The organism is Candidatus Hydrogenedentota bacterium, assembly GCA_019695095.1.
Lineage (GTDB): Bacteria > Hydrogenedentota > Hydrogenedentia > Hydrogenedentales > SLHB01 > JAIBAQ01.
Window position 1 is genome coordinate 11,882 of sequence record JAIBAQ010000071.1, and the last position, 17,664, is coordinate 29,545.

11 protein-coding genes and 1 pseudogene are annotated in these 17,664 nt (G+C 57.8%); 4 read left to right on the forward strand and 8 right to left on the reverse strand.

Going from position 1 to position 17,664, the window contains the following annotated elements:
* Positions 1-6: 6 nt before the first annotated feature.
* The 3 genes from K1Y02_13210 to K1Y02_13220 are packed head-to-tail and all read right to left on the reverse strand — an operon-like array spanning position 7 to position 3,356.
* Complete coding sequence (locus K1Y02_13210; GenBank protein ID MBX7257316.1) at positions 7-1,992, reverse strand: hypothetical protein; 1,986 nt, start codon at positions 1,990-1,992, stop codon at positions 7-9.
* Complete coding sequence (locus K1Y02_13215; GenBank protein ID MBX7257317.1) at positions 1,993-3,039, reverse strand: V-type ATPase subunit; 1,047 nt, start codon at positions 3,037-3,039, stop codon at positions 1,993-1,995.
* Entirely contained in the window at positions 3,036-3,356 is a 321-nt protein-coding gene (locus K1Y02_13220; protein MBX7257318.1) for a hypothetical protein, read from the reverse strand. The genes K1Y02_13215 and K1Y02_13220 overlap by 4 nt, the downstream gene beginning before the upstream one ends.
* 698 nt (positions 3,357-4,054) lie before the next feature.
* On the opposite strand from K1Y02_13220, the gene K1Y02_13225 reads away from it, so the two are divergent.
* Both K1Y02_13225 and K1Y02_13230 read left to right on the forward strand, forming a co-directional pair.
* Positions 4,055-5,464 carry a patatin-like phospholipase family protein gene (locus K1Y02_13225; protein MBX7257319.1) on the forward strand — a complete coding sequence of 470 codons (1,410 nt, stop codon included), beginning with the start codon at positions 4,055-4,057 and terminating at the stop codon, positions 5,462-5,464.
* A 59-nt stretch (positions 5,465-5,523) separates the two neighbouring features.
* Positions 5,524-7,977, forward strand: a complete 2,454-nt coding sequence (locus K1Y02_13230; protein ID MBX7257320.1) for a hypothetical protein — start codon at positions 5,524-5,526, stop codon at positions 7,975-7,977.
* A gap of 11 nt (positions 7,978-7,988) precedes the next feature.
* On the opposite strand, the gene K1Y02_13235 is transcribed toward K1Y02_13230, so the two are convergent.
* Genes K1Y02_13235 through K1Y02_13255 form a run of 5 tightly spaced genes read right to left on the reverse strand, consistent with a single transcriptional unit; the run spans position 7,989 to position 13,832 of the window.
* A complete protein-coding gene (locus K1Y02_13235; GenBank protein ID MBX7257321.1) occupies positions 7,989-9,071 on the reverse strand; it encodes a Gfo/Idh/MocA family oxidoreductase in 1,083 nt (360 codons plus the stop codon).
* A 31-nt stretch (positions 9,072-9,102) separates the two neighbouring features.
* Positions 9,103-9,813 (reverse strand): 6-phosphogluconolactonase, encoded by a 711-nt coding sequence (locus K1Y02_13240; protein MBX7257322.1) that lies wholly within the window; start codon positions 9,811-9,813, stop codon positions 9,103-9,105.
* Between the two features lie 20 nt (positions 9,814-9,833).
* The gene (locus K1Y02_13245; GenBank protein MBX7257323.1) at positions 9,834-10,634 is read right to left on the reverse strand and encodes a glucose 1-dehydrogenase; all 801 of its coding nucleotides are present in this window, start codon (positions 10,632-10,634) and stop codon (positions 9,834-9,836) included.
* Positions 10,631-11,680: a galactitol-1-phosphate 5-dehydrogenase gene (locus K1Y02_13250; GenBank protein MBX7257324.1), complete on the reverse strand. Its 1,050-nt coding sequence runs from the start codon at positions 11,678-11,680 to the stop codon at positions 10,631-10,633. Before K1Y02_13250 ends, K1Y02_13245 begins: the two co-directional genes overlap by 4 nt.
* Before the next feature lie 19 nt (positions 11,681-11,699).
* Positions 11,700-13,832: a sulfatase-like hydrolase/transferase gene (locus K1Y02_13255; protein ID MBX7257325.1), complete on the reverse strand. Its 2,133-nt coding sequence runs from the start codon at positions 13,830-13,832 to the stop codon at positions 11,700-11,702.
* A 294-nt stretch (positions 13,833-14,126) separates the two neighbouring features.
* On the opposite strand from K1Y02_13255, the pseudogene secA reads away from it, so the two are divergent.
* Both secA and K1Y02_13265 read left to right on the forward strand, forming a co-directional pair.
* A pseudogene (secA, locus tag K1Y02_13260) lies at positions 14,127-16,838 on the forward strand (preprotein translocase subunit SecA).
* Positions 16,839-16,876: 38 nt separating this feature from the next.
* Positions 16,877-17,664 (forward strand): hypothetical protein (locus tag K1Y02_13265; protein MBX7257326.1); only part of this gene is annotated, 788 nt, incomplete at its 3' end.

Sequence of the window (17,664 nt, forward strand, 5' to 3'; positions counted from 1 at the left end):
CGCCTTTCAACCCGCCGGCTTGCCGACGGTCTTCGAGAATGAAATCGGCTGGTACTTGGTCCCCATGCGCGAGAAGAACTTGCCAAAGAACTCGTAGTATTCAAGGCGAAGCGCTTGAATGGTGACTACGAGTCCCTCGAGAACGATGACTACGAGGTTGCCGAAGAAGAGCACGAGCCACGACGAAACGGCGCCTGCCGGACCAGCAGGCAACGACTCGGCGATGCTGAAGATCGCCACAAAGAGTCCGGCGTGGGCCAGTCCGAAGGCTGCCACACGGATGAATGACACGGTGTTGGCAAGGTACCCCATGAGAACTTCGAGGATCTTCACGGCGCATTCCATGATGTACCCGATGATACCTTCGGGAAATGCCTTGTCTTGTACTCCTGCGATTGCGAGCACCGGTCCTTTTGCGAAGAAGGCAATCAAGGGAAGCGCAACTAAACAGAGCAGAAGTGTGGACGAAAAGTCCTTCTGTGTGGACATGTATGACTTGATGAACAGTCCCACGGCGGACCAGTAGGAGACAAGCGTGAGGGGGCCGGATACGTCAAAGAGGTCACGCAAGAGCGTACGACAGCGGATGGCGTTGGCGATATTGAGCAGCAATCCAAGGCTGATCACCGCGACACCGAAGGTAACGGCGACCGAGAACAACGTCGTGGGGTGTTCGAGTGGCTTGACCCACAAGGTTGGAATGAGCGTCTCGAACCCAAAGACGCTGCCGTAAAGCAATCCAAAAACCGATGCGGTTGCCCCGCAGCAGACCAGCAATTGAGCGACGGGACGCAGGTCTGTCTTGCGCCTCCAAAGGAATACGCCCGCGCAGGCCAATACAAGGCCGTGGCCGACGTCGCCAAACATCATTCCGAACATCAGGAGAAACGTGACGGCCACAAAGAGGGTGGGGTTGAGGCTACGATAGGCGGGCACCCCGTACCCATCAGTCAGGAGTTCAAAAGGCTTCAGAAATCCGGGAAGTTTTGTAAGTACAGGTACATCGAGTGTCTCTTCCTGTGACTGACTAAGCTCATCCGCGTCTTCCGCATACACGATGGCTATGCCACCGGTTTTGTCCTGCAGGGCGGAGAAGAGTTCTGCAGTCTTTGTCTTCGGAGTCCAACCGGAAAGAACGCAAGTCTTATCGGAAACGCGACAGCAGCTCTTCAGTGAGAGCGTCGTGAGCACGTCATCAACGGCGTGAGCAAGTGCGTGAAGAGTGGGTAGTGTCTCTTGGCGCGCCAGCGCGAACTGCTGGTCAATCTGCGCAAGCTCACTGTCGATCTTCGCCATCTCTTTGCCGATTTCTTCCTGCGCCGCTGCCGTCACGGATGCCAAGTCGGGGTAGGAAACGGCTTCATGGAAATTGCAGTCGCGCAGCGCGTGCTGAAGTACCTCTTTGTCCTTCTTGAGCACGACGCATGCGATTCTCGCCGATTCTTGTCCACTTTGGAAAGGGTAGACCACGGCGGGGATTCTCGAAAGGAGCTCTCGGAGGTTTGAGAGTTGAGACAAGCTGATCGATCCAACGGCGGTGAATAGGAAAGTTGACTGGGCGAGTTCCGCAAACGGAACACCCACAGGCAACAGGTCTTCAATCTGCTGCGCTTGAGCAGCAAGTCCCTTTCTTTTCTCCACCGCGCGTGATTGAGCAGTCACCAACGGGGCAACGTCACCTTCGAGTCGGGATATCTCGTTGTCGAGTACATTGAGCGGTATGACGGCTTGGGATCGCTGAAGGGCAGGCTGAAGCGAGGATCCCGAGGGGTGAATGGTCTCGACTAGTTGCGCGATGCGTGCCTGACGCTTCTCATACTCGACCCGTAACAAGTCGGCATCCGTAGTCGAAAGGTCTTTCGCCCATGCGTGAAATTCTTCAACGTGCGCGGGGTGAAGCGCGCCAATCGTGGCAAGTTCATTGAGAACACGGTCCAAATCCGTCCGCAGGACAGCGGCCGTGACTCGGTCCATTTTCTCGGGGACAAGCATCTAGCTTCTCCTCACCATGAGCAATCTCGAGTGGAATTCGTGCTCGGAATAGCCCGCGCTTTTGCCCGCAAGAACCGTGCACAAATTCTTCATTTCGGCTCGCAGTAGCACGTAACAGGCAAAGACCGTGCTGATTCGGAACGGGTATCTGCCTAACGCGCGTTGAGCGTATTCGACGGCCATCGCGCGCACTGCGTCTTCAAGCATGCCAAGACGCTGAATTTCGGTATCCGTGTCACGTTGAACCGGAAGAAATCTTCCCGCGAAATCCGTGTGGAGTTGCTGCAGATCGCTCGGAGATGCCGACTTGTGGGTCAGTCGTCGCGTAAGCGGAGACGGACCGGGTATAAGTACAGAGGAAAGCTCTCCGGACTCCACTTGCTTTGATTGGAGAAGCCTGCCCAGCCACGACAGATTGAGAGCGTCGATCTCTGCCCCGAGTGCCGCAAGGCCGTCACGTGCGTCTGGTCCCCACAACTTGGAGGTGGCCAAGAGAAGCCGCCGATAGTAGTCCTTTTCGAGTGCAATCTCTACGAAGAAGATTGACTGTTTCTGCTTGTATTCCGAGGCGCTCAAGGCGATGGGGTCCGCGTACGGCGTGTCCTGAACGGCGGCCAAGACTTCTCCCAGGCTGCCCGCGTTCAATATGCCCTCGTATGAGATGGCGTCGGCGAAACTCGGCAGGGCTTTGATGTGCCCGGCTTGCCGATCGTTGCCATGCCAATGCCGAAGAGCGAATTCGAGGTTGTCCAGGTCCCACCGCGAAAGAAGCAATTGGGCCACGGGTCGCGCCCGTCCGTGCAGGCGGGCGATGGAACGTTTGAAACGCAGCGCGCACGCGGTTCGAATAGCGTGCTCCAGTGGTGCGGGGCCGTCGGAGGGGTGGTCGAAAAGCACCGGCGCATAGGCCGTCTTGCGGAGATAGTTCCATGCTTCTGCAAGGGTTGACGTGCGAATCAGGGCGTCGTAGTCGCTCGTGGACAACAAGTCCGAGAGCATGGCACGCGTAACCGTATTGGCTTCCGCATATCGCGCCAAGGCAATCATGGTTCAAGTCCCGCGATAGACCGAGCGGATTGTGTGGCGAATGTCCCTTCCAGCCGGTCCGCCTTTGTCAGAAAGGCGCGCGCATCTGCCTCAGCCTGTGCGAGGATTTGGAGCCGTTCTGACTCGGTCTCAAGGGTGGCCTGTTGAAGGATGGAATCTGCTTCGGCGAGCGCTTCGGTTCGCGCGCGTTCCAGACGAGCGGCACGTTGAGCCCTGGCAGTTTCGATTTGCGCCTTTGCTTCGCGTTCCGCGGAGGCGATCCGCTCTTTGGCGTCGCGTTCGGCTTCAAGAATTCGCTCGATCTGCGCTCTCAGCATCGCTCCCTCCATCGGAGAACGCGAATCTGGACCTGCAGTCCAGTCAGGGACCGTGTAGGAGGCAATCAATATTGACTCCCCCATTCATATTATAGCGAAAAAGACGCGGCGATGGCGGAATTGGGACAGACCCGTCTGTGCTCACAGCGTTCGCGTCCCTTGGGCAGTTTCCGAATTCGGCCTCGCATGTCTACTGGTCGCGTCGCCCACTCGGGTTGTTTCTTCTGTTGAAACCCGCACTGGCGCGGTCCGCCGCTTAGGAGGACAAGCGACGAGATCGCTCGGGAATTGTCATCCTGAGCGAAGCGAAGGATTTGGCTTAAGCACGATTCTTTGCAGTGCCAGATGCTTCGCTACGCTCAGCATGACAAACCGAAGTAGGTGGCGGAACTGGTCTACGGGCGCTTATTTGTAACCCAGGACCTGATTGTCATTTGGCTGGGTACCTCGTCCGCCTAAGAGGGACTCGGGATGGCAGTTTGGCTTCCTGGCAACAAGGGTCTCTTCTTGCGGCGAGGTTCTTTGTGATTCTCTGTCCGATGGGCTACCCTTTTGTTTGTGTTGCGTACGTATAGAGGTGCGCGTGACTGGGGTTTCTGCGCTTAGGGAATGTGCCAGTCACGATACGTCGTGTGGATGCGAATCGAATATGTGAGGCCAAGAGTCCCACGTGTTGGACATATTGGAAGAGTGAAGCAGTGACAAGATTCGTTCAAGTTGGTTTTGGGGTCTGTTTGGCGCTTCTGGTTGGAGCGTGCGCGACGGCGCCGGTGGAGAACGAGCGTCTCCACCGTGTGCCAGGTTCAGGGGGATATCGATTCAGCAGTCTCGTGCCCGGCAAAGACAACTCGGATGGTCTGTTTGTAATCCTGACTTTTTCGGGCGGTGGAACGCGCGCCGCTTCGCTGGCCTATGGCGTATTGGAAAAGTTGCGCGCGACTGAAATTGTGTGGGATGGGGAGAAGCGCAGGCTTCTCGATGAAGTCGACGTAATTTCGTCCGTTTCGGGGGGGAGTCTGCCCGCAGCGTACTTTGCTCTGTTCGGAGAACGGACTTTCGCGGATTTTCCGGACAAGGTTTTGTACCGCGACATTCAATCGAACCTGCTTTCGCAAGGGTTGAAATGGCGCAACTACATCAAGCTGGCGTCTCCGTTCTATGGCCGCACCGACCTTATGGCTGACACGTTCACGCGTGAGATTTTCGAGCGGCGGACCTTTGCGGATCTGTTGGATAGGAGGACGCGCCCGTTTGTCCTCATCAACTCCACGGATATGGCGTTGGGAAGCCGGTTCGAGTTTACCCAGCGTCAGTTCGACCTCTTGAACTCCAATTTGGACACGTATCCCATTGGTCATGCTGTGGCAGCTTCAGCGGCGTTTCCCGGCTTGTTGACGCCAATGACGTTGCGCAATTTCGATAAAGGCAACGGATATCAAATGCCTGCATGGTTGGAAACGACCCTGGCGACCAGCGATTTCTACAGCCCGCAGTATTCCGCGGCGTTGGAAATGCAAAGCTATCTGAAGTCAGACAAGCCGTATGTGCATCTTTCCGATGGAGGAGTATCGGACAATCTTGGTGTTCTGCCGGTGATTCAGTTCATGGATGGCGTCATGCCTGAAGATAGTCTGCGTTCGGCGGTCGAGAGCGGGGAGATCAAGAAGGTCGTCATCATTACGGTCGATGCGAAGCGCGCGGGAAGAGTGACGTGGGACAAAGACCGTGACGTGGTCGGTCTGCTCAACGTGCTTAACGTGGTGAGTTCGGCTCCCTTGAGCAACTATTCCGAGGCTGAAATCGCATTTCTTCGAAGTTATGTCCGAAATCTCAATACCCTGCGCGAAGTTCGGGGCAAGACAGTCGCTCTGGCGGGTAAAGACGCTGTCGATGAGAATGTGCCCGAATTGCGCGTTCCCGATTGCCAGTACTTTTTCATTGAGGTGGGTTTCAATCGCATGCGCGACGATGCCGAGCGAAGCTATCTGAATGAGATTCCGACTTCGTTCAACTTACAGAAGGAACAGGTCGATAGACTTCGCGCCGCGGCCGGACGCATACTGGACGATGATCCCGAGTTTCAAACGTTGTTGCGTGGACTGAAATAGCGTATTCGATGCTTGTTGTATTGCACAGGCACTCTATGCGAGTGCCGAGAGGGGGAAGTATGCGGATTTCGGCACGGACAATAGCAGGTTTCAGGGCCTTCTTGGTGTTATCGATACTCATGCCTTGGGGCGCGAGTTTTGCTTCTGCGGATGAACCGGCATGGCAGAACCTGGCCAAGGGGGCGGCGTATACCCTAAGCCCTACACCCAACTATGAGCACTGCACCGACTCGGGCGATGCGACACAACTCACCGATGGCGTATACACGGAAGGGCACTTCTGGACGCAGCCATCGACGGTTGGATGGACCGGCGCGGGTCAGGCGACTATCAACATTGACCTTGGGGCGGAAAAGCCGATTCGAGGCATCTCGTTCAACACAGCCGCCGGTGTGGCTGGAGTCACTTGGCCACGGGCTATCTTCATCTTCGTCGCGGGCGAAGATAAGCAGTATCGCTGGATCGGTGATTTGGCCGCGTTGAGTGCCAAGCCGGATTCTTCGCTTCAGGGTGGCTATGCCGTCCATAAGTTCACCACAGACAAGCTCCGCATACACGGGCGTTATGTGGGACTTGTCGTTGTGAACGAGCCGTTCACATTCGTGGATGAGATCGAAGTGGCCGGAGGAGAGGAAGAGTGGCTTTCTTCGCCGGTTGAAGGCGAAGCGATTGCCGACCTGAGCGAATTCGTGCAGCGCATCAACGTGCATACCTGCGTACAGCGGCGCCTTCGTGAGGATGTTGATTCGGTCCGAAAGGCCTCCAAAGCAAATGGCGTTCCGGCTGATGTGGCCGACGCGGTGTCAAAGGAACTGGATGCTATCGCGGCCGAACAGGCAGGGGCCGCGCCCGTGTATCCTGCGGCGTTTAAGGCGATACTCCCGCTGACGCCGCTGCATGCGCGGGTGTTTCAATGCCAGGCCAAGCTTTGGAGCGCAAAAGGACTCAAGCCCGTACAGATATGGCAGACGGGACTCTGGGAACCGCTGGATCTGTTTGCAGAACCTCCGATGGAAGCGGAGCCGCTCGTGGATGTCTGGATGATGAACAACGAGTACCGGGCGGGTTCTTTCAATATTACCAACACCACAACCGAAGACATGGAAGTGACGTTGCGGTTCGAGGGGCTGCCGGGTGGTGCAGTTCCCGCATACGTAACGGTGCATGAAGTGGCATGGACTGACACGCGAACGGGGTTTCCCGTAGCCGCTGCTCTTCCGTTGGCGGAAAAGAAGGACGACGGATACGTAATTCACGTGCCATCGGGCATGACGCGACAGGTGTGGCTGACATTCCACCCCACGGACCTTGAAGCTACGGTGCATTCGGGGACTATTGCGCTCAATGCGGGCGCGACGACACAGTTCTTGCCAGTACGGCTTCAAGTCTATCCCGTGCGCTTCCCCGAGAAGCCGCGGCTGCACTTTGGCGGTTGGGACTATACCGACCGGCCGTCCATGTATGGCGTCACGGAAGCAATGCGAGACGAGTTCATCGCGGATCTGAAAGAGCATTTCGTGGACTCGCCGTGGGCCAGTCCTGGCACATTGGCTGCAGGAGAGTTCGATGCAAGCGGCGCTTACGTCAAGACGCCGGACACGGCATACTGCGACGCGTGGCTCGACCGGTGGGCGGGTGCGGGTCAGTACTGCGTGTTTGCAGCCGTCTCAAACAAACTTGGCGGTTTCGAGATGGGGACGGCTCCTTTTGACGCCGCCGTGAAGCAATGGATTACGTTCTGGGCCAATCACTTTCGAGAACGCGGGCTGAAGCCCGAGCAGTTGGCCATTCTTCTTGTCGATGAGCCGCAATCTCCAGAGCAGGACGCCGTCATCGCGGCATGGGCGAAACCGATTCGCGAAGCGGCCACCGGGGTGCGTGTATGGGAAGATCCAATTTACGACGACATAACGGTCGCAAACGCGGCGTGGCTGCCATTCTGTGATGTCTTGTGTCCCAATCGCCCCAGTTTCTTGAACGCGAAACAGGATTTCCGCGACTTCTTTGTCGAACAACACAACAAAGGTGTTGCGCTCGATTTCTACTCGTGCAGCGGCCCGGCGCGGTTGCTCGATCCGTACACCTATCATCGTCTGCAGGCATGGACGTGCTGGCAGTACGGCGCGAAGAGCACGTACTTCTGGGCTTTCGGGGATACGGGCGGCGGCGATTCGTGGAACGAGTATGGCGCGAAAGGCAACGGCTATGCGATGTCGTTTGTCAGCCCCGAGGGAGTGACCGACGGGAAGCATATGGAGGCGTGCCGCGAAAGCATCGAAGACTACGAGTATCTGGCCATGCTCAAGGACGCGGCAGACGATGCGGCGGCGCGAGGTGTGGATGCAGCGAAAGTCGACGCGGCGCGCACCCTGCTCACGGACCTGCCCGCGCGAGTCTGCGCGGCCTACGAACAGAATCGGGGGCTCTGGTGGAAAGACTCGGACGCCGATCGCAGCGTGGCTGATAAGGCTCGTAAGGAACTGCTGGACGCGCTTGTTTCACTGAGACCTTAAGCGCGGGAAGTTCAAGTTGGTCTCCAGAGATCAATGGGCCGTGAGGCGGTGGTATGGAATGGGAGTGCCACCTTGTGTCCGGTAGCGGCAGACTGATAGGCGGCGAAGATGGCTTCCAGCACTACGCGACCGTCTTCGCCCGTTACCAGCGGTTGCGTGTCGTTCGCGACGCAGTCGACAAAGTGCGCCATTTCTTGAGGGAATCCGTAGTTCCATTCCTCTTCGTACATGGTGAACGACCAACCCTGCGTGGAGCCGGCCTTTTCGACGGCGTAGCCGTATCCATCGGCGCTGTACGTTTGAATGGCATTGCCCTGAAGGAGGTTTGCGTAGGCGACACCCTTCGATCCGTACACTTCGGCGCGATCGTCCATGCCGCCTAGCTTCGTCCAGCTTTCTTCGGCAATCGCAACGGTCCCATTTTCGAATTCGAGTACGAGGATGGCATTGTCATCGCCTCTCGTCTTGTCGGCGTGCACGTGCGTGCCCATCTGTGCGTAGACCGAAGTGATGCGCGCATTGCCGAGCATCCAGCGGAAGAAGGCGATGGCGTGGCAACCCATGTCCATTGTGACGCCACCTCCGCTGCGCGTGACGTCCCAAAAGTGGGGCGCGTGCGGTCCGTCATGTTTTTCGGATTGTTTGATAAGCGTAGGTGTGCCGATCGCCCCTTCGTCGAGCAGTTGCTTCATGCGCACATACTTCGGCGCAAAACAAAGCTCTTCGGCATACATCAGTTTTACGCCGTGTTCCTTGCACGCGGCGATCATCCGATCCGCCTCGTTCAAGTTAAGGCACAGCGGCTTTTCGACGACGATGTGCTTTCCCGCCGACGCTGCATCCAGCACAATCGAGTAATGCAGATCATTGGGCGCGCCAATCACGATCATCTGAATCTCGGGGCAATCGAGTAGCCTGCGGTAATCTGTAAAGGCCGACGCGATACCGTGGGCTTCGGCGAATCGGTTGGCGTTGCCGGGAGTGGGGGAGGCTACCGCCACAAGCCGGGCGTTCGGCACATGCTTGAGCGCACGCGCGTGAATGGTGCTGATAAACTGCGAGCCGACCAGTCCGACGCCGACGCAGGATTCCATGTCTTCTGCCTCCAATTTCCGTTGAACCAAGCTACTCCGGGTGTGCGTCCCTGTCGCACAAGATGATCGTATTGGGGTGGGTCCACAGCAGGGATCCCGGGAAATCCGTGTCGATGCGTTGTGTGAGAAACCGCCGCATGGGTTCGCGTTTCGATGCACCGAGATTCAGAAGGAGAATGAGTCTCGACTGAAGGATATCCGCCATGCCGAGCGTCAGCCCATAGTGGGGCTTTCCGCCGGCCAACATCGAGTGCCCCATTGCCGTCGGCGTGAGTTCGGCCACGTGACAGTTTGGACTAAGCGTGGCGGCTGGTTCATTCATGCCGAGATGGCCGTTTAATCCCAAACCTAAGACGCAAACGTCGATGGGTCCCAACTCGTTGAGTTGGGCACGCATACGTTCACACTCGGCCTCCGGACTGGATGGGGCGCTTTGGAATCCGAAATAGCGCGCTTCGTCGATGGACAGCGGCTTGACGAGATATTCTCGGAGATAGTGCTCGCAAGTCCCAGGATGATCCATCGGCAGCCCGCCCCACTCGTCAAGCTTCAATAGGCGCATGCGGGAGAATATCGTGGGATTGGCCTTCGCGGCCTCGCCCATGGCGCGATAGGCGCCCGCGGGGGAGGAACCCGTCGCCGCGCAGAAAAGCAGGTTGGGCTTCCGGTCGAGTTCGCCGAGAATCATGCTGCACGCGAGCTGGTTCACGTCTTGTTGTGTCGGGAGTACGTCAATCTGCAATGCGGGAATCCTCAATTTGTTTAGGGCGTATCGGGTTTCTTGGGGAGCGCGCGTGTCGCGCCCGTGGATATTCCGCCATCCACCAACAGCGTCTGACCCGTAATATAACCACTCGCTTCGGAAGCGAGGAAAACGACGGCTCCATCTAGATCCTGAGGCTGGCCGGGACGTTTCAGCGGGATGCGATCGCACAGGTAGGCGACCCACTCCTCATTCTCGTACATCACCGCATTCTGCGCGGTCTTGAACCAGCCCGGCGCGAGACAATTGACCGTAATCCCGTGGACGCCCCAGTCGTCGGCGAGGCTCATAGTGAGTTGTTTCGTCCCGCCTCTGCTTGCGCTGTAAGGGCCAAGCCCCGCGTAGCCGAAGACCGCCGTGACGGAGCCAATATTGATGATGCGACCATATTGGCGGGGAATCATGAAGCGGGCCACTGATTGCGAAACGAAAAACGTGCCCCTGAGGTTTGTGTCAAGCACAAGGTTCCAATCATCCCAGGTTATATCCAGCGCAGGCTTGCGCACGTTGCATCCGGCATTGTTAACCAGTATGTCAATCCGTCCGAAATGTTCGTTCGCCTTTGCCGTCATTGCCTCAATACTGGATTGGTCCATGACATCCAAGGCAAGTGGCAGCACGCGCCGTCCCATCGCTTCAATTTCGTTCTGAAACGGCATTAGAGTCTCAACAAGGCGGCTGGTTATGACGAGGTCCGCGCCTGCTCTCGCGAGTGCGCGCCCCATGTATTGGCCCAGCCCCCGGCTGGTTCCAGTGACGATGGCGACTTTGCCGGAGAGGTCAAACAAATTCACATTCATGGTGTTGAACTTTCGTCATCGGGCCTAAGGATGACTTTCATTAACGAAGGCTCCTTTGCATACAACCGGCTGAACCACTGCGCTCCTTCCGCAAGCGGCGCAACCGCACTGATCAACGGATCCACACGAATCGCGCCAGTTGCCAGCCAATCGAGTACTTGCGGGTACTCACCCGCGGAAGCACACGATCCCAGCAGCGAAATCTCGCGCGTGACCGTCGATTGAAGCGGGAGCGAGACTTCCGGCGAGGTGTTTCCAACGAGTACGGCCGTACCCCCCTTGCGCAACGACTCGATTGCGAGCCGCACGGTATCGTCTTTCCCCACCACTTCAAATGATACGTCCGCTCCGCTCCGTTGCGTCAACTCCAGTATCCGCTCGTGTGCGTTGCAGTCCGAGGTGCAGACGGTGTCCTTCGCTCCGAACGAACGCGCCATTTCGAGGCGTTGCCGGTCGATATCTGCCGCGATGATTCGGCACCCGGTGAGGGCGAGCACTTGGATGACCAGCAACCCAATCATGCCGGTCCCAACGACGAGGACCGTATCGCTGGGATGCACCGGGATTCGACCTGCGGCATGCGCCGCAACCGAAACGGCCTCGGCCATGGCCGCGTGTTCAAAGGAAAGCGTATCGGGAAGCCGATAGAGGATGCGAGACGGTACGACGACGAATCCGGCGAAGGCCCCATCTTGGCGGTAATCTTCGCAAGAGACGCCGAGAACGCGACGGTGGTTGCAGAGATTGACGCGATCCTGAATGCAGAACGCGCACGTTCCGCAAGAAATCGTGGAGTCGAATGTAACTCGATCGCCAATGCGCCACTCGCGCACATCCGAGCCCATCGCGGCAATGTCGCCCGCAGCCTCGTGCCCCATGATGATTGGAGGACGCCGTCGCCCTGTGCTTCCGTCCATGCCGTGAATGTCGCTGCCGCAGATACCGCAGGCCTTGACGGCAATCATCACCTCATCCGGGCCACACACCGGAAGTGGAACCTCGGTGTAATCGAAGCGCATGTAGTCTGAAAGGACGAGGGCCTTCATTGGGCTGCACCCCGTGTGGTCACCACTCCGTGGCCTGGACATCCAGAAAACGCTGCAGCACCGTCACCCATTGAGTGACCAATTCGGTGTTGCGTGGCGCTTGATCGGAAAGGCCTGCACTGGGAGTGTAGCGACTCAGGTTGTACAAGCGGGCGAATCCTTGGGGTCCGCTCGCATCTTTCTCAAAGGGCGTACGTCCCGTCTCCCACACAATACGCCACAGATCGTTGCGCGAGGTAATGGTCAGTGGATTACCTGTCACCGAGACGGGCTCTTCGGCGACTGCATCACCGAGCAGGTCCTTTGGCGCGACCGCGGAACCTAAGCTGGTGCTGCAACGTGCGGCCAGCGTGGGCGCTACGTCCTCGATGCTCACCAAGTTCCCTTCTTTGTTGGGCTCGATTCCTGGTCCGCGCACGAGAAGCGGCACGCGCAGCGAGGGTTCCGTCAGGCCCGAAGCCGAAGGAGTCGCGCCGCTGGCGAAATCTGTTCCGTAGGCGCCCGCAACGACAATAAAGGTGTTTGCTCCGCCCGCCGAGTGTTGGACACTCGAAAGGAACTGCGACAGAACATGGTCGAGATGAAACAACGCCGCCGCGTAGAGTTCGCGAGGCGGTTGTGAGGCGCTGTCCAGTCCATACTGAATTCGCGGCGTGAGATCGCGCAATTCAGTGAGCCGGACAAATGTAAAGGTTTGCAGGCTCTGGTTCGCTTTTATCCACTCCGAGGCGCGCTTCAAGGTCTGGCTCGAACCAAAGACCGGCGGCTCTGCCTGCGTTTCCTCATTGCCTGCACTCACGGTTGCGGGTGCGGCAATGACCGACGATTCCGATTGGGACGTGTCTTCGAAGTGTGCAGACGAATCGACAAGGTCGAACCCGCGCGCAAACGATCGCTCAAACGTTAAATCGTCGAAACGGTCGCCTTCCGAGAAGGCAGCGGTCGCATAGCCGGCTTCGCGCAGGACCTCTGGGATGGCCCGAAGCGAGCGAGGCGTCGGCCCTAACCGGGTTCCCAGGTAACCGTGGCGCAACGGACCCACGCCCGTAAGCAGAGACATGGAAGCTGCGGCCGATTCGGGCGCCGTGGTATAGGCCTGAAGAAAGGAAAGCGACCCGTTGGCAAACACCGCCAAATTCGGTGTATAGGCCTTGGTTGTCCCCAGACCGGTGAAATGATATGCGCCCAATCCGTCGACAACGACCACAACGACACTGGGCGTGGTTTGAGCCGATAGAGCAGCGCACAGCATGGGACCCGAAAGCAGCACCTTCCGATCGGAGCGCAACGCAGGGCGCAGTTTGGTGAGCGCTCGCCACTTCGGCGGTTTTTCAACGCCCCACATCACCGTGCAAGCAGTAGCATCGTCGGGAACGGACTCTGCCGGTAGGTGTAAGTCCAGCCACTGCGATGAACCCAGCTCAATCCACGTGTCGTAGGTCTTCCCGCTTTCGCTCTCGAAATCGATGGTCACGTGAATACGCCCCACGCGGTTCTCTTGGGGCGCGTCCGGAAGATTGGCCCACCGCATCGCAAGCACGGAATTGGCTCCAGGACTCAGCGGGACAGTCAGATCGCAACTCTCCGGCAAAGCACGCGCCATCGCGGTCGCACCGTCGATTCGATACGGCTTGGCTTCTTCCACCACCGTGTTCTGTGCACGTTCCACGCGCTTTATCCACGAAGAGGAACACAGGTAGCCGGTCAGAATGGTCGCGCAGGTGGCGACTGCCCAGAATACGACGGTAATGCGTTTACCTGGAATACTTCGCAGAAACGAGAACAACGTGATGACTTTGAATAGCGAGTGGATTGCCGCAAATGTCCCAAGGAATATGAGCGGTTCGACTTCTTTCAAAATTGGGTGGGGCCAGTTGATTTGGATGCCCATGAGATAGGGCAGCAGAAACACGCAGCACGCGTGCGAGATGCTTTCGCCGAGTAGCGGCATGTTGGTCTTTGGCGGCCAAAGCAGCCGCAAGAACGTGACATAGGCCAACTGCGTGGAGGCGTAGGCGCACGCAACACCCACCGTCAACAGGGTCCCGCCAGAAAAGCCGGTTATAAATCCTTGCTCGGCGACGACATGGCGCACATATACGCCGGTCATGCCGGAGGATACGAAGAGGGTTAATAGGTAGATTGCCAGCACGTCGACTTCCGCTTTGAACCACGCCCTGTGACTATCTCATCCAGTCGGCATGAAGGTAGCACGCCGCGAGACACGTTACAACCAAAGACTTGGGTGAGAGCAACGCAGGGTGCGAAGTCCGGGCATTTGTGGATTTGTTCGCCCTTCGATCCTTTGCTATCATCTTCACATGCTGTAGGAAGCGTTGAACACACCCGCCGCCGGCCCAGGCTGGCCGCGTTTTCCAACCTCATCCGTGGAGTGCGCCCATACGTGATTAACCAAATCCTGAAAGCCCTGTTCGGTACCAGTAAAGAACGCCAGGTGAAGGCGCTTGAGCCTCTGCTCCAGGCCGTGCGCAGCCAGGAGACCGCCTGCGTGCAAATGACCAACGACCAGCTTCGGAGTCAGACTGGCCGCTTTAAGGAAAAGCTCTCGCAAGGAGCCTCCTTGGACGACCTGCTTCCCGAGGCATTCGCCGCGTGTTGCGAAGCCGCGAAGCGCGTTACGGGCATGCGGCCATTCGACGTGCAGATTATCGGCGGCATTGCCCTGCACAAGGGACAGATCGCGGAAATGGTCACCGGCGAAGGCAAAACGCTAGTGGCGACCTTGCCCGTGTACCTGAATGCCCTCACGGGGCTAGGCGTCCATATCGTAACGGTCAACGATTACTTGGCGCGCCGTGACCGTGAATGGATGGGGCCGATTTGCGAGTTCATGGGGCTGACCGTGGGTCTCATCCAGCACGACATGGACAACGCGGAACGCCAGGTTGGCTATCGCGCCGACGCGACCTATGGCACCAACAACGAGTTCGGTTTCGATTACTTGCGCGACAATATGGCCCGCAAGCCCGAGCATCGGGTGCAGCGTGCGCTGAACTACGCCATCATCGACGAAATCGACTCGATCCTTATCGACGAAGCGCGCACGCCGCTGATCATTTCCGGCCGGCCCGAAAAGAGCACCGATCTCTATTACAAAGTCGATGCGGCCGTGCGTCAGATGCGAAAGGACAAGCATTACGAAGTCGACGAGAAGCACCGCCATGTTCTGTTGTCGGAAGAGGGGATGACAACCGCAGAGCGGCTGCTGGGCGTCGAGGATATGTACGCGGAAGACTCGCTCGGCACCGTCCACATGATTGAGCAGGCTATCCGCGCCCACAACTTCTACAAGCGCGATGACGAATACGTGGTGCGCAACGGCGAGGTGCTGATTGTCGACGAGTTCACGGGCCGCATGATGGAAGGGCGGCGATTCTCGGACGGATTGCACCAGGCGCTGGAAGCGAAGGAAGGCGTGTCGGTTCAGTTCGAGACGCAGACCATTGCGAGCATCACGTATCAGAACCTGTTCAAGCTGTACAAGAAGATCGCGGGCATGACGGGTACTGCCGTCACGGAAGCGATGGAATTCGCCCAGATCTATGACCTTGACGTGTTGCAGGTGCCCACGAACCTGCCCTTGATTCGTGACGATATGACCGACCTCGTGTTTGCTACGGAGAAGGGTAAGTTCAAGCACGTGGTCGATGAGATATGCCACTTGCGCGAAACGGGCAGGCCGATTCTTGTGGGCACGGTGTCGATCGAGAAATCCGAGGTCGTGGCAGGACTGCTCAAAGAGCGCGGAGTCCACGATTTTCAGGTTTTGAACGCCAAACACCACGAGCGCGAAGCGTCCATTATCGGTAATGCGGGCAAGTACGGCGCAATTACGATCGCCACCAACATGGCGGGTCGCGGTACCGATATTAAGCTTGGTGAAGGTGTGCGCGAAGTCGGTGGCTTGGCGGTTGTCGGTACCGAACGCCATGAGTCCCGGCGTATTGATAATCAGTTGCGCGGACGCTGCGGCCGTCAGGGCGATCCGGGCACGACCCGTTTCTTCCTCAGCCTTGAGGACGAAGTTGCGCGTTTGTTCGGCGGCGATAAGGTCAAGCGGATGCTGGAATGGACCGGCAGCAAGGAGGACATGGACTCCGAACCGCTGGGCCAACGCATGGTGTCGCGCGCAATCGAGCGCGCGCAGCGGCAGGTCGAAGAATTCAACTTCGAAGCGCGCAAGCACCTGAAGGAATACGACGACGTCATGAACAAGCAGCGGCAGATCATCTATGGAATGCGCCGCGAAGTGCTTGAGGATAGCGATGTCTCCGAGCGTATCCAGGGTATGTTCGAGAATCTTGTGTTGGAGATGGTCGATCAGTATGCGCCAGAGAATGAACTGCCCGAGAATTGGGACATGGAAGGGCTTGAAGCGCGCTTCAAGCATATCTTTGGATTTGTGCCCAACCTGGAAGGAACGGGCGATGCGCAGGAGCCCAAACCGCTCCCCGAAGACTTGCTTGATCAAGTGAAGGAAACGTACGCGCAGCGGCAAGTGAGCATCGAGAATGATTACCGCAACAGTTTCCGCGAGCAGATCGGCGGTGATGAATCGGCGGTGCCCTTCGCCAAGCTGGCGCGGCAGTATGTGCACAATCTCGAGAAGATGGCTCTCTTAAGCGCAGTTGACGATAAGTGGATCGATCACCTGTATTCCATGGACTATTTACGGGAGGCGGTCCGCCTGCGCGCATATGGGCAGAAAGATCCGCTGGTCGAGTACAAATCCGAAAGTTTCGACATGTTCGACACGATGATGCGCTCCATCGAGGAGACCGTCGTGACGCGCATGTTCATCATGACCGATCCCGAGGTTCTTAGCCGCCGCCGCGCGGATGCGCGCCGCGGTACCCTTACCGCGGGCAATGATCCCTTCGCCAGCATCAGCAACTACACCATGGTCGGCGCGGACAAAGAGCAGGATCGTAGCTTTGCTTCGTACGACACCAGCCGCTTCAATCTTGCGGGGCAGGAAGGTGCGCGGCGTCGTCCGGCCATTGCAGGCGAGGAAGAGGAAGCGCCCAAACCAAAGCGCACGCCGGTACGCAACCTGACGCCGCAAGTCGGACCCAACGATCCTTGTCCGTGCGGCAGTGGGAAGAAGTACAAGAAGTGTTGCGGCGGGCAATCCTGAGAGTTCGGTCGACACAACCATCACCACATAAAGACGGGATGATTCCGTTCTACGGCAACTCTTCTCGCGGGGCATCGCGAACTCTGATTGTTGTTGCCATTGCCATTACGCTCTTCTGGGGCATGATGGTGGCGCTGCTGTTGCGAAGAGAAGTATTTCTGCCCAGGCTGGCTTCGTTGTCGGTGACCAATCCCGCCTTTTCCGCGGTCGCTTCGGATACGTGGATGGGCATCTATTTCGAGAATCGGCAAGTGGGCACAGTGAATGTGCGCACAACGCCCGGAACGCGCAACGGTGAAGAAGGAGTCACGGTCTCGCTCAATTCCCATCTGCGGCTCAATATGCTGGGGGAGAGCAATGATCTGAACGTGACCGGGAACGCCTGGTTTGCGCGTTTGAGCGGGCTTGCGGGTTTCTATTTTGAGCTGCGCTCCGGAGAACACAAGACTGAGGTTACCGCAACCATAGCCGATGGTCTGCTCAAGGCCGATGTCAACAGCGGCGGCGAGCGGTTTCCCGTTGAGTGGCCAATCAAAGACAACGTTGCGCTCTGGAACAGCATGGGCACGTCTACGTTGAATGTGCCCGCGATGACGATGGGCCAAGTCTATCTTGTCGACACCTTCGATCCCATGACGATGTCGTTGACGCAGGCTAGGATGACCTTCATCGCCGAGGAACCTCTGCTTGTCGAGGGGAAACTCATTACGACGCGTGTTGTATCAACCGACATATCCGGTATCAACTCCAAAGCGTGGGTGACAGATACGGGCGAAGTCGTAAAGGCGGAAACGCCCTTGGGATTTACCCTGTTGCGCATGTCGGC